This window comes from Aquimarina litoralis, from assembly GCF_019295435.1.
GTDB classification, from domain to species: domain Bacteria; phylum Bacteroidota; class Bacteroidia; order Flavobacteriales; family Flavobacteriaceae; genus Aquimarina; species Aquimarina litoralis_A.
The window spans coordinates 16,443-29,753 of record NZ_WEKL01000031.1; the positions used below are offsets into that span (position 1 = coordinate 16,443).

Consider the following 13,311-nt stretch of genomic DNA (forward strand, 5'->3'; position numbering starts at 1 on the left):
CTTGTAAACAATGCTTTTAGATGATAAATTGTTAACTTTTTCCTAATCTAAATCCTATTTATTGAGAATATGATAATACTGGTGATGATCCTATTTGTTTTTTAATAACTTTATGAACTGTCACATATTAAACCATATACAATGTCTGCTGGATATTCTGGAACTCCGTTAGCTAAAAAATTAGGGATTAAAACGGGAAATACAATACTGTTGTATAATGCGCCCGATCATTATTGGGATTTGTTTTCTGATACTCCAGATGATTTGAAAGAGCTTCATGATATTGTAAAGGAAGAAGCAGATTTTATCCACATTTTTTGTAAAACTAAAGAAGAACTAGAAAAAGTAATTCCTGAATACAAAATAGGATTAAAAAAAACAGGAATGCTATGGGTAAGTTGGCCTAAAGGAGCTTCTAAAATACCAACGTATCTAAAAAGAGATTACATCAGAACGTTTGTACTACAAAATGGACTAGTAGATATAAAAGTCGCCGCAGTGGATGAAGATTGGAGTGGTTTGAAGTTTGTATACAGAATAGCCGATCGGAAGTAAGATGTTTTTTAATAAAAAAAATATTTAAGCCGACTAATAAGCAATGTCTAATTCATCGTTTTTCAATTTTAAAAGCAACCATTTGTTCGTTTTAGTATCTACATAACAAACGTAAAAATATAGCAATGAAAAAGTATGTCGTTCTCTTAGTAATTCCTTTTTTGATGTTAAGTGCTTGTAGCAATGATGATGATAATGGTATAGAAAATCCAGATTTGTTGGGAAAATGGCGGTTGATTGAGCAATTGGTTGATCCTGGAGATGGTAGTGGTACTTTTCAGACAGTATCTAGCAATCAGGAGTTGGAATTTCTTGCAGAAGGGGTCCTTCAGGTTTCTAATGGAAGTCTATGTTCCCTATCAGTAGATACTGAAGGAAATAGCACAGAAAGTTATTCCTTGGATGAAGGAAAAATTACGGCGGATTGTAATAATTTTATTGGTATTAGTTTTGAGATTAAAGAAGGTAGATTGTTTCTATATTTTTCTTGTATAGAAGGATGTGCCCAAAAATATCAGAAAATCTAATGTATTTGTATGTATTTTAAGATACGTACTAAAATTAGTGTGATCGCAGTTAGTATCGTAACTATTGTACCTATTTTTTTCCACTTTTTAACCTTTTCTGGATCTCCAAATCCAATAGGTTTTTGAACATATAATCCGTTGGGAATATTTAAAGACGCAATTTTAGTAAATAAGTCATCAATAGTCATTTTACCTCTTAAAAAATCTATGAAAATTGGATTTTTTCTTATAAGATCATGATTTCCTTTTTGTTTGATAATGAGATACTCATCACATTTAAAAATATAGGTTTCTAGGCTTTGCAGCGCTACCAAATTAATAGATTGTTTAGCGACTTCTTGCTCTGTGTGTAATGTAAAGTTTCCAATGGTTCTCTGTACCGGTAGCGAGTCTTTTTGTTCAAAAGGTTGATCTTCTAGCGCTTTTTGAATATTCCCTTTTATGATTTGCAGTTCACCAATGGCCAATTGCCCAGATCCACCAAAATTTAATAAATAGGTTTTGAGATACAGATGTTTTTCATGATTTTCTGCAATGAGTTCATCTTCTTTTTCTACGGTCAATGAAAGCCCGATAGAAGCTATTTGTTCCTTAAAAACTTTTCTGAATTTATTGAGTAGTAACATATCGTTTTAATATTAGCTATATGACTTTTTATTTCTTTATAAGACTAACAAATCCTGCTCTAATAAGAACAGGATTTGCTTCAATAACCCCCATCAATTATGATAACTAAACTTAATAGGTCCTAAACGATTATTGCATTAGCTTTTTAGAAAGCTCCTGTAATTCAGCTGACTTAGCCATCATATAATCATTTAGCTTTTTAACATCATCTCCAGAAAGATTACCCATAACTTCCTGAGCTTTGGTTCCAAGCTCTTGACCTTTTTGACCTAAAGAAGCGAAAGCTGTCATATCTTTACTTTCTACAACTTTTTTGTATTCTTCGATGTAAGCTTCATAAGAATCTACATACTCCTGAACTTTTTGGTCACTAAAGCTTGGTACACCATCAGATGATGCTGCTTTGTCATCACTGCTTTTTTCTTCGGTTTTTTCTTCTGTCTTTACTTCTTCTGTTTTGTCAGCGGTATCAGAGGTATCCGATTTAGTTTCGTTTTTGCAAGAAGTAGCAAACAGAACAGCAATAATTAATGCGAAATTTAAAATGGTTTTTTTCATGATTTTTATATAAGTGTTAATTAATCGATTAGTTTTAATTACATCACAAATATATCTCCCTTATGATCCCTACCAAACACTCTTTTCAGTGAAAAAAACACCCTGTTTTCAGGGAGTTATTTTGTATGCTATTTATAACGTGTTGATTTTTAGTTTTTTAGATGTCTGTCTTGCGGTTAAAAAAGTGAAGTATTGCTTAACCATACTTAATTAGGGACAAATCCCCGTTTGTAAAGGGTAAAAAACCTATTGTTCCTACATAGGTAGTCTTGTAAGTTTACTCCATCAACTTTAAAAATATATTACAAATGAAATCACAAACAACTATTGTATGGTGTATGCTGCTATTGTTTACAACGATGGCTTGGGCACAAAAAACAAGAACGATCAATCAACAACGCTTTTTAGAAGAAAAAGATGGTTGGAAGGTAGTAGATGAACAAACGGGGCAAAAATTTACCCTTAGTGATGAAATCACAATTCAATTTCGTAAAGCACCTTCTCAAAAAGAAATTCAGCGATTAGAAAAAACGTATGGTATGAAGTTTATGAGAAGTAATAGACTAGGCTTTTATGACTTCAAAATTACGACCAGAAGTAAGATTTTGGATTCATATGATAAGATGACCAAAGAGGTAGATGCACAACAAATATTTACCAATACTATGGGAACTTATATCTTAACACCTAATGATCCTCAATTTGGGGTACAATGGGGGTTAGAGCAGATGAGCGATGCAGATATTGATGCTGAAGATGCTTGGGACATTACTACTGGGAATAGTAATGTGATTGTAGCGATTCTGGATAGTGGTACCGATTGGATGCATGAAGATTTGGGATTAGGAACGGATGGATATCAGAATGTATATCTCAATCCAGGAGAAGATGCATGGGCTAATCCAAATGATCCAACAACCGGAAATGGAATTGATGATGATGGTAATGGTTTTATAGATGATTGGAAAGGCTGGGACTTCCATAATAGTGATAACGATTCTAGAGGTCCTTTCTGGCATGGAACACATGTAGCAGGAGTTGTTGGTGCAAAAACCAATAATAATACGGGGATTTCTGGTATTGCAGGTGGTAATAATGGTGTAGGAGCAAGATTAATGTTAGAAGGTGTTGGAGATTTTGCTCCAAATGGTTCTATTATCGATGATGCAATTATATATGCTATGGATAATGGGGCAGATATTATCCAGTTGAGTTTAACAGTGGGTAGTTCACCAGCAATTAACACCGCCTTACAAAATGCGTATAATGCAGGAGTATTTATTGTGTGTGCTGCAGGTAATTCAGGAGCCGGAGTCATATCATATCCAGCATCTAATGTAAATGCTTTTTCAGTAGCAGCAACAACTAGTACAGATGTGAAAGCTGGTTTTTCTCAATTTGGACCTAATTTAGATCTTGCAGCACCTGGAGTAGGGATTCGTAGTACACAAAATGGAAATGCATATGCTAACAGTGATGGAACTTCTTTTGCTGCACCAGCAGTATCAGGTGTGGCAGCATTAATGTTATCGGTAGATCCTACCTTAAGTAATGAGGAGATTGAAGATATTCTGAAATGTACGGCAGAAAAAGTAGGAGGCTATAACTATAACTGGAATCCTGCAGAGCCAGGACATTCTCAAGAATTAGGATACGGGCGATTAAATGCACATCAAGCGGTACTAGCTGTAGATACTTCAGATATATATATAAGAGATACAGTGGCTGATGACGGTACGGAACCTTCTTCTGGAACGATGTATTTAAGTCCAGATATCTGGGTGCGTAACGATGATGATGGCATATTAACACATGAAAACCCAGAATACAAGCTATTAAGTCCTAATTGGGTATATATCCGAATTAATAGAAAGAATTGTTCCAACATCGATGATGGAGTATTAAAGTTATATTTTAGTAAAGCATCAACAGGATTATCATGGCCGCTACATTGGGATAATTACTATCAGATGGTAGGAGGAAGTAGTGTTTTACATGGAGATTTTATTGGAGATGTGGCCATTCCTACTTCTCCAGATGATGAAATAATCGTTAAAATTCCTTGGTATCCACCAAATCCGGCAGATTTTGTGAATGATGTGCATCACTTTTGTCTATTAGCAAGAATAGAATCTGCGACAGATCCTATTGGTGCAGAAGGAACTTCGGTATGGAACAATACCAGAAACAATAATAATATTGCTTGGAAAAATGTAAGTGTATATGATATCAATGCTTTCAACAATGTAGCACCAGCAGTATTTATACGAAACATTGATAAAAGAGCCAGAGCGATCAATCTACAATTAGCTGTAACAGAAAATAGAACAGATATTCCGTTTGAAAAGATTGGCGCATTTTACCTAATTCCAGATGAAAAATTAAACGAATTATTGGCAGAAGCGAAAATGGAAGGAATCAAACGGGTAGATAGGAATGTATACAGAGTATATGAACCTAAAGCCATTATCTATAATGTGAGAGCAGAACCCTATCAAACTTTCAGTATGCAATTACTGGTTAAGCCAGAAGTAGAATTAAAAGAGGGTACTTATCTTAATTACAATATCTTACAAACAGATGAGGAATTCCAACCAATGGGTGGCGAGCAATTTACAATAGGTAACTTTGGTGGTAAGGAAAATGATAAAATAACGACCAAACCAGCAGAGGAAATCAAAACTATTGATTTCAGTGCGTATCCTAATCCAACACAAGGAGAAGTAGCGATACAACTTAATGATACCTATACCAATGTAGGTATCGTAATCAGAAATATGGCCGGAGATGTGATTTATGCAGATCATCAAAAAGAAACAGACCATTTTAATGTAGAATTAGAAGGTTACAAAGGACTGTATTTTGTGAAAATTATCACAGGAGATGGTCAAACCAAAACAATGAAATTACTGAAGAATTAATCCCAGAGATCATACCCCAAGACTTGTCAAAAACCGCTTTGTAAAAGGAGCGGTTTTTTTTGGTTAGGAATTTCTCATTCATGGTAGATTAAAGTATTAGTTTTTATGTTAGATAGGATATGTATCATTTTAAAATGTCGTCCTAAGAAAATAATACGTAAAAAATGAAGAAAGTGAAGCGTAACATAAAATTCGCAAAATGTCATTAGTTTAAGTATTGAAGTTATATTATTGATCAACAGTATAGCTTAAGTAAACGTATATAGTTTCATTTTATGTAGCGTAGCGTACAAAATTTTTAGTAATATTTTCTTCAGACTAGCGTTTTTTGTTTCTTTTTTTGGCAATGCAAAAAAGAAAGATCAATAATCAAATTAATATTTTAGTGTTTTAAATAGTATTAGCTTTGATATATTGCGAACTTATCCGGCTTCAAGAGCATTTCGACAAGCTCAATGTGACACCTCAGCCTTCGGTTAGAATTATCAAACCGTTCTGATAATTATCGGGACAGTGTGATACCTCAGTCCTTGCTATTATTCGAACCCTGAGGATACTCGAAGGGTGTGTTTGTCAGGCTTTGTGATATATAGTGAACTTGTGAGGCTTCGAGAGCATTTCGACTCCCGATAGTTATTGGGAAAGTGTGATACCTCAGCTCTCGAATTTTGATCCACTCATACTTCATACAATACCATTCGTCTACACTTTTTGGGTATTAGTCGAAATATACGTACCTTTCATAAGGTTTTTTCTTCACTCAGATCATAGATGTACTATTTTTACACTATGCAATACCTTAGAGACACTGTATTTTTTCGAGAAGCCATTCAGGAGTTAAATTATTCGTTTGGTAATTTTTATTTATTTGACGGTTATGTAGTCGGAGAAATAAATGAAGATGTTGTTTTTACTTGGGATGATCATGCTAAAATTCTAGTTGAAGATTTAACCAATTTATACGATCATGATGGCGGAGAAGTGGTTTATATTACCAATAGAGTGCATAAATATGCTGTGAAACCAAGTGATTGGATAAAATTCTACAAAAGTGATTACAAACTACGAGCGTATGGTATTGTAAGTTATACTTCCAAAGGATTAATGAATGTACTATTAGAAAAGTTATTTATGCGTAACAAGATCCGAGGATTTGATACCTTAGGAGATGCGATCCATTGGGCTAAAGTACTTACCAGTGTGATCCGATCAAAAGCGAGTTAAGAACATCATCCAAAATTTATAGTATCTGTAGGTTTTACTTCCTTTTTGAAACGACGTCGCGATAGCGATGGAGGAGCTGTAGTTTTGGAAAAGGAGGATATTTGTTTATATAAATCTTTAAGTCTATACATTGGGCTTCGAGAGCATTTCGACTCCCGATAGCTATCGGGACAATGTGACACCTCAGCCTTCGGATTGATTCGAACCCTGAGGATACTCGAAGGGTGAGTTTATCAGACTTTGAGATATATACGGGACTTGTCAGACTTCGAGAACATTTCGACAAGCTCAATGTGACACCTCAGCCTTCAGTTAGCATTATCAAACCGTTCTGATAACTATCGAGAGTCGAAGTGTAGGCAATAAAAAGAAAATAAGCCTCTCTTTTACATAACGTTCTATCGTGCATATCCTTCAAAACATCATTTTTGCATACAGTTTATCCGGGAATTTATACCTATATCGAAATAATTTGTTTGTATATAGCTCCTTCCACATATTTTTGATATTTTCAGCTTCCAAATTCCAAATTGTCACGCTATGGCCTTTCAGGCGAAACTTTTTATTAATGACGAAGAACGAAATGTACTGAACAGTGCATTTTTGTATCAGCAGTTGGTAGATGCGAATGGTCGTCCACAAACGACGATTCAAAATGGTAAAATCCATCTATTATTAGAATCTACCAAAAATGATGAATTATTTTATGATTGGATGTTTTCTACCCATACCACGTATAATGGATATGTTCGGTTTTATAAACGAGATGGGTTTAGCAAACTATTTGATTTTGAGTTTGGCAATTGTCATTGCGTACAGCTAGATGAAAAATTTAGCGCAGAAGGCAATGATCCGTTAAAAATGGAAGTACTGTTATCTCCAGGAATTCAAAGAGTACGAGGACAGATTTTCGAAAAAAACTGGAATCCCAGCAATCCTTTTGCTGAAGCCGCACCTGTGACGGAGCGGGAGGAAGAAAAGGAAGAAGATCCACCTAAAATAATCGAGATGAAGTGGTTAGATGAAGATGAATCAACGGAGATTAAAGAAACTAATAATTTAAAAAAGGTCTTTTTATATGCTAAAGTAAAAAATATAGAAGAAGGAGAAGAACTTAAAATTACCTTAGAAGATGGTGATGGTGATAGTAGCAATAATGTTGTTTTAAGTGGAGTGGTGAACGAGAACGGAGAGGTAATTCTTAAAGAATAAAATATATGGAAGAAAATAATTCTAATAACGAAAAAAAATCTACTACTTATATACCGAAAATATTATATAATGGAGAATCTCTGAATTTTAAGGAAGTTCCGATCACTATAAATGAAGAGGAACCTTTTGAATGCCCATATTGTAAAGAGGAGATTACAGCAGCCCAAATTAAACATGTTGTTCCTAAGGCGAATGATGCTTTTGTTACTAAAGTTTTGAAATATATAAACAAATATAGAAAGGATTACAAGCTGGATACATGTTTACGAAAAGCACATTTTATTTCTCAAATTGGAGCTGAAATGTTGTTTAGAGAGAAGTACTTAGAAGAAGGTTCTAAATATCACCATTCGGCTCTTCATATTCACTCAACTCATTTTAGTACAAGTACTGTTATAAGTGATACGGTACTAAATTCTTTAGAAAACCATCTTACTGATATATTTAAAATTACAGATAAGGATGGAAAAATAATTACTAAAACTAACACTCAGCTTAAGAAAATACTTAAAGATGAGAAAGTTACTGTGAACGAAAGAAAACTCTATGGTTATACTAATGGTAAAAAAGATAATGAAGAAAATCTAAAAACGGTTAAGAAAAAAGAGAAAAATAAGGAAGGCAAAGAAGTTGAAGTTGTTGATTTTAATATTGTTTTAAAAAAACATAAAACTTTTGGTGTAGAACTTTTATCCAGAGCATATGCTGGGAGATATGGTAATGGAGATGAAATGTCCAGAGATGGTTACATTTACAGAGGTAAAGGTCTAAAACAAATAACATTTCATGATAATTTAGAGAGTTTTTCTAAGTTTAGAAAGAATAATCCTTTTCCTGATGATACACATGGAGATATTGATTTTACAGAAGTTACAGATAGAAGTAAATTGAAAAGTAAATCAGATTTGTTAGCGGATTCCAGTGATTTAATTTTCGCAGTTCAATCAGCTCTTTGGTATTGGATGCGAGGTAATGGAAAAATTTACACTTACAGTGATAGTGACAAAGTGTATGATGTATCTAGAAGAATTAATGGAGGGAATAATGGATTGAACGCCAGATATGACAATACTTTAAGAGCTAGAGAAGAATCTGGTTTTAAGGTGTATAAACATTACCAGGAACTATATAATAATGGAACTCAAGAAGAAAAGGATAAGGTAGTTGCCAATTTAGAATATTTATCCAAGGACCTTATAAAAAATGATACTTCGAAAAAGAAAGGACATAAAAAAAGAAAAGTAAATCTAAAAGATCCAAATGCCTCAGTATTACTAGATAGATTGCAAAATTCTCCTAAACCTATAAAGATAGAACCTATAGGGATTAATCTTATTCCCTTGGAATCAATAATTTCGGAACAAAAAATATCTCTTAAAACTATAACTTTCGTAGAGCCTGAAAAGAAAAAGAAGAAAAAAAAGAAGAAAAAAAATAAATGATAAAGTTTTCAATAAATACAATAAAGCTATTTTGGCTCTGTTTGTTAATCAGTTTCTGTACAAGTTCTTGTAAAAGTCAAAAGAGAACAATTTCTGAGATCAAAATTGAACCAATTGAATTTAGTAGGAATTGTGAAAATACGGGATCTTCACTAAAATATAGATTACCAATAGCAAAAAATTATAGAGAATTGGATGAGATAATTATTAAAAAGTTAATTGATGATGATTTTTTTTTATTTGTTAATTCAGATGGTCTAAACGAAATAAAACAAAAATCTTTACAAGAGGTTATTAAATATGAATTTGATTTAGCAAAGCTAAACTGCAATGGTAACGATGCTTTATCTACCTCTAAGGAATGTGATTATGAAGTATATTACAATTCATTAGAATTAGTAAGTATTCAATTTTCTTTATCTACTATACAATCGGGGTTTGATCAATTTTATATCAACTTAAATTATGATATTGGTAAGAAAGAGGAGTTCATATTATCTGACATAATTGATGATAAAGGACTCGATTTTATTTTAAAAGAATCAAATAATGAAATAGACCGTGTATTGGGAAATTATCTTTCGGATAGTCAAATTGATATTGAAGAAAGAAATGAACTCAAATCTTTGAGTTCCGAATCAGATTATAAACTATCTAATGACTCCTTGAAGGATTACTCTTTTTTGTTAATAAATAAAAATGGAAAATATGGTATTAAATTAGATTATGATTTTCCTTTTGATACTAGAATAACTAATATGTTAGGAAAGCCAGAATTGTTTTTTGGTTTCTCCGAAATGAAGGAGTTTTTAAAGATAGATCTTTAAGGGAATGGTGAGTTCACTAAAGTTTACTTATGAAAATGATTGTAACTAATTTTGAAGTATTAACTTTTTTGCTGTTGTGCTGTACCTCTTTTTATATATGCTTTAATTGTAAACATGAAAACACCGATAAAGCAATCTGTGAAAATGAAAAAGATAAAAAGTTATTTCCTTCTCTTGTATATGATATTCTTCTTGATTGGATGTAATCAAAGTTCATCTGTTCCTAATAGAAGTGAGATAGTCGATCCTGTTTCAAAAACAGAAGACTCAATTGTAGCAAATGAAACTTCTCAAGGATTGAATTTTAAAACATCTCTTGATAGGTTACAGGGAATATGGAAAGGAAAAAAAGACCTCAATCAAAGTATTCCATATAGAATACAGTTTGATAAAAAAGTTTTGGATATACTCTGTATTGAAGGAATATGTGATGAAGAAGGTAATGATAATTCGGTTTTAGAATTAAGCTTCTTAGGTTTTTTAAATAGCAGTGTAGATGAAATATTAAAAAAGAAAGATTTATATGATTCTCAATCACTACTTAATGATGGTAGTGTCATGGTTAGATTACTTAAAAATGATATACTTTTGGACGAAAGTTTTAGCTTTGATAGCTTTTTCTATACAACAAAGTTAACCTCAAGTTATATGTATGATGATGAACTTTACAATGAGTCTAGTTTTATTAAAATAGATGCTCTCCCGAAAGAAATTTTTGTAAAGCTCAAGCAACGATCCAAATTAGACAAAATAGATTATCTAAAAGATTTTAAGATTAAAGAACAATCTAAGAAGATAAAAGTTACAACTGATAAAACCTTTTTTCATAATGAAATGTCCGAAACATCAAAAAGAAAGGCCTTTTTGGTGAAAGAAGATATTGCATATATGGAAGATGTTAATGATGATTGGGTTAAAGTGTATTATGATGGTAAGATTGTTTCTGGTGGATATGTTAAACGATCAGATGTGGAAATTTTAAAATGATATTTCAAAGCTCTTCGTCAATACTTAAATGCTTTTATCTTATTGTCATCATAGCTATATTTTATAGTTATAAAAGCAATAAGAGTAAACGCAATATTATTGAAAACAACGATAAAGTAATCTGGCAAAATGAAGATGTGAAAATTTATGCCAATCATGTAATTATTGAAGAAGGAGAAGAAAGATTGGTTATATATTCTAACAAAAAAGATACTTTACTAAACTTTTTACATGAAGATGGGGGAAAGATTACTTTTCCTTTTGTAATAAATACTAATGAAGAAGTTTTCATTAATTTTTTTGAAATTTGGGAAGGAAGCGGATTTCTAAGCAAAAAGAACTTTTACCATCTAAATCAGGAGGAATATACTTTGAATAAAGTAGAAAATGTTCCTGTAAAAAATATTTTGCAAGCGGTAAAGACAAAATTTAAAATAGCAGATAGTATCTATACCAGAAAAGGAGAATTTTATAAAAATTTCACTTTTGATAAAACCTGTTTTAATGAAAATAATGAATTACCCTTTTCTCTAGTGATTTATAATCATGATAATCCTAATCTCAATAAAGGCTTGGAAGGTTTTAAAACTGTAAAAGGTGTATACACAATTGAAAAAGAAGATAATTACATGCTTACTTTTAGTTTAAAGGATTTTAGCGAGTAAATGGCAAAGTTGGTAAACAATATCTTTTTTCTAATTATTTGCTTTCTGTTTTCTTGTAAACAAAGTAAGACAGAAAATATTCCCAATTATAAACAACATAGTTCTTCTGAAAATGTTGTTGTGGATTCTAAACAATATAAGGTTACTAAAAGCTGTCATGACAATATCTATATCATTGATCTAGATTTGAAGGATCGATCTATTCTTATAAAAAACAATGATCAACAATTTAAGATTCCTGCTGCTAAATTGATCGAAGACGTTTCAGCTAATGAAATGGTTACTGATTTTGAAATCGTTTGTAATTGTGCTAAAGTAAATAATGAAATAAGTATCCAATATGAGTTTGACCTCATTCATTATAAATATAAGTCATTTCAGCACAGAATTGTTTTCAAGGATCAAAATGTTTTTATTGAGAAGGCGTATCATTTGTACAGTGGTAGACAGCAGGAAACACTTTTTGGAAAGGTTTTTCAGGGGAATACTTCCTATTCATATAACTCATCAATTGATTTCGAAAGTGATACAACACAAATCATAAATTTCAGGAACTTTCAAGACGAAAATTATACACAAAATATAGATTCGTATGTTAGTGAAATTAGAGATTTATATTATCAGCGTGATTTTGATAGACTAAAGCTGTTTGCAGATACTACGGTATTAGGTATTGCATTGTATAATTTAGAAATAAAAAAAGCATTAGTACGCTACAATGATATCGCTTATTATTTAGAACAAGCAAAAGCATATGAAGAGGCTATTTTTCTTTTAGAAAAGATCATCAAAGAGGCTCCAAATAGAACCGTAGCTTATATTAATTTAGGAGATGCATATTGGGGGATAGGAGAAAAAGAAAAAGCCAAAAAAGCTTATCTTACTTACATAGAACAAATGAAAGCAAATGGTAAAAAATCTAAAATACCTCAAACTGTTCTAGAAAGGATATAAATTATGAACTATAGATTTATTATTACTGTATTATTTGTGATTATTTCTAACACCAAATCCGTTGCACAAAAAGAGAAGAATAGTATAATTAAAGCGACGATTGATTCTACCTCACTACGTCAAATGGGTTATTTTTCTAATGAGTTCTCTTCTATATTCGAATACTATCAATCTGAATTAAAAGATGAACTCAGTGTGTGGTCCGAAAAAATGTTTGGTAGCGCGCAAGGAGTTGATATTACCTATGCGCAACTATTAAACTTTAATTTTTCTAGTAATTATAAAAACAAAAATTACCCTATTAAGAATCTAAAGGATTTTTCGTATTTGTCCGCCTATGTTTTTAAAGAGAATCAAGAAGTACTTATTGATATTACTATTAATAAAGGACCGAATATATTAGGAGACTATAATACCGTTAAGTTACATCCTGATAACGTTTTAAAAAGCACCGATACTATAATGTTTCCTTTGCAGTTAAGTTTGGTCAATGGATATACTAAAAGTAAAAGCTTGTTTTATAAGAATGGGAGAGTAAAGGAGTTAAAGGTACTTGTAAATGATAAAACTGTAGGTTACGTAGAGTTATTGGATACGCCTTTGATTCAGCAGTTTAGTATTCAAACTTTGTATACGAAAGATGATAAAATCACCTTAAAACCACTGACTTTTTATAAAGGAACTAAATACGATGATATTTGTATTTCAGAAATTCAAAGATGCTTAGGAGAGATAGCACACCCTAGTATAAACGAGAAGTATAAGGTAAGAGAGCTGGAAAAAAGATAACTTTGTACATAATCCTAAATAAA

13 protein-coding genes are annotated in these 13,311 nt (G+C 31.9%); 11 read left to right on the forward strand and 2 right to left on the reverse strand.

The features are described from left to right. The first annotated feature begins 141 nt into the window (after positions 1 to 141). Complete coding sequence (locus GBO31_RS15950; protein ID WP_219009355.1) at positions 142 to 555, forward strand: DUF3052 domain-containing protein; 414 nt, start codon at positions 142 to 144, stop codon at positions 553 to 555. Positions 556 to 680: 125 nt separating this feature from the next. Next, entirely contained in the window at positions 681 to 1,082 is a 402-nt protein-coding gene (locus GBO31_RS15955; RefSeq protein WP_219009356.1) for a hypothetical protein, read from the forward strand. Here GBO31_RS15955 and GBO31_RS15960 read toward each other — a convergent pair. Further along, complete coding sequence (locus GBO31_RS15960) at positions 1,079 to 1,708, reverse strand: hypothetical protein (RefSeq protein ID WP_219009357.1); 630 nt, start codon at positions 1,706 to 1,708, stop codon at positions 1,079 to 1,081. The two genes, GBO31_RS15955 and GBO31_RS15960, sit on opposite strands and share 4 nt — an antisense overlap. 130 nt (positions 1,709 to 1,838) lie before the next feature. Further along, entirely contained in the window at positions 1,839 to 2,267 is a 429-nt protein-coding gene (locus GBO31_RS15965) for a hypothetical protein (protein ID WP_219009358.1), read from the reverse strand. Between the two features lie 308 nt (positions 2,268 to 2,575). Between GBO31_RS15965 and GBO31_RS15970 the strand changes: the two genes are divergently transcribed. The 9 genes from GBO31_RS15970 to GBO31_RS16010 all read left to right on the forward strand — a co-directional run bounded on the left by GBO31_RS15970 (position 2,576) and on the right by GBO31_RS16010 (position 13,288). Next, positions 2,576 to 5,188, forward strand: a complete 2,613-nt coding sequence (locus tag GBO31_RS15970) for a S8 family peptidase (RefSeq protein ID WP_219009359.1) — start codon at positions 2,576 to 2,578, stop codon at positions 5,186 to 5,188. A gap of 789 nt (positions 5,189 to 5,977) precedes the next feature. Beyond that, positions 5,978 to 6,412, forward strand: coding sequence for a hypothetical protein (locus GBO31_RS15975; protein ID WP_219009360.1), 435 nt, complete (start codon positions 5,978 to 5,980; stop codon positions 6,410 to 6,412). A gap of 540 nt (positions 6,413 to 6,952) precedes the next feature. Then, a complete protein-coding gene (gene tssD / locus GBO31_RS15980; protein WP_219009361.1) occupies positions 6,953 to 7,624 on the forward strand; it encodes a type VI secretion system tube protein TssD in 672 nt (223 codons plus the stop codon). Positions 7,625 to 7,629: 5 nt separating this feature from the next. Then, on the forward strand, positions 7,630 to 9,066 hold the full coding sequence (locus GBO31_RS15985; RefSeq protein ID WP_219009362.1) for a hypothetical protein: 1,437 nt from the start codon (positions 7,630 to 7,632) through the stop codon (positions 9,064 to 9,066). Between the two features lie 191 nt (positions 9,067 to 9,257). Further along, positions 9,258 to 9,893 carry a hypothetical protein gene (locus GBO31_RS15990; protein WP_219009363.1) on the forward strand — a complete coding sequence of 212 codons (636 nt, stop codon included), beginning with the start codon at positions 9,258 to 9,260 and terminating at the stop codon, positions 9,891 to 9,893. A 144-nt stretch (positions 9,894 to 10,037) separates the two neighbouring features. After that, positions 10,038 to 10,880 carry a hypothetical protein gene (locus GBO31_RS15995; protein WP_219009364.1) on the forward strand — a complete coding sequence of 281 codons (843 nt, stop codon included), beginning with the start codon at positions 10,038 to 10,040 and terminating at the stop codon, positions 10,878 to 10,880. After that, positions 10,877 to 11,545: a hypothetical protein gene (locus GBO31_RS16000; RefSeq protein WP_219009365.1), complete on the forward strand. Its 669-nt coding sequence runs from the start codon at positions 10,877 to 10,879 to the stop codon at positions 11,543 to 11,545. The genes GBO31_RS15995 and GBO31_RS16000 overlap by 4 nt, the downstream gene beginning before the upstream one ends. Before the next feature lie 120 nt (positions 11,546 to 11,665). Beyond that, positions 11,666 to 12,499: a tetratricopeptide repeat protein gene (locus GBO31_RS16005; RefSeq protein WP_219009366.1), complete on the forward strand. Its 834-nt coding sequence runs from the start codon at positions 11,666 to 11,668 to the stop codon at positions 12,497 to 12,499. Positions 12,500 to 12,502: 3 nt separating this feature from the next. After that, complete coding sequence (locus GBO31_RS16010) at positions 12,503 to 13,288, forward strand: NADase-type glycan-binding domain-containing protein (protein ID WP_219009367.1); 786 nt, start codon at positions 12,503 to 12,505, stop codon at positions 13,286 to 13,288. Positions 13,289 to 13,311: the final 23 nt, after the last annotated feature.

What these genes read in the sequence shown, in the direction of transcription:
- GBO31_RS15950 (WP_219009355.1), top strand. Translation starts at nt 142, where the DNA reads ATGTCTGCTGGATATTCTGGAACTCCGTTAGCTAAAAAATTAGGGATT.
- GBO31_RS15955 (WP_219009356.1), top strand. Translation starts at nt 681, where the DNA reads ATGAAAAAGTATGTCGTTCTCTTAGTAATTCCTTTTTTGATGTTAAGT.
- GBO31_RS15960 (WP_219009357.1), bottom strand. Translation starts at nt 1,708, where the DNA reads ATGTTACTACTCAATAAATTCAGAAAAGTTTTTAAGGAACAAATAGCT.
- GBO31_RS15965 (WP_219009358.1), bottom strand. Translation starts at nt 2,267, where the DNA reads ATGAAAAAAACCATTTTAAATTTCGCATTAATTATTGCTGTTCTGTTT.
- GBO31_RS15970 (WP_219009359.1), top strand. Translation starts at nt 2,576, where the DNA reads ATGAAATCACAAACAACTATTGTATGGTGTATGCTGCTATTGTTTACA.
- GBO31_RS15975 (WP_219009360.1), top strand. Translation starts at nt 5,978, where the DNA reads ATGCAATACCTTAGAGACACTGTATTTTTTCGAGAAGCCATTCAGGAG.
- tssD (WP_219009361.1), top strand. Translation starts at nt 6,953, where the DNA reads ATGGCCTTTCAGGCGAAACTTTTTATTAATGACGAAGAACGAAATGTA.
- GBO31_RS15985 (WP_219009362.1), top strand. Translation starts at nt 7,630, where the DNA reads ATGGAAGAAAATAATTCTAATAACGAAAAAAAATCTACTACTTATATA.
- GBO31_RS15995 (WP_219009364.1), top strand. Translation starts at nt 10,038, where the DNA reads ATGAAAAAGATAAAAAGTTATTTCCTTCTCTTGTATATGATATTCTTC.
- GBO31_RS16000 (WP_219009365.1), top strand. Translation starts at nt 10,877, where the DNA reads ATGATATTTCAAAGCTCTTCGTCAATACTTAAATGCTTTTATCTTATT.
- GBO31_RS16010 (WP_219009367.1), top strand. Translation starts at nt 12,503, where the DNA reads ATGAACTATAGATTTATTATTACTGTATTATTTGTGATTATTTCTAAC.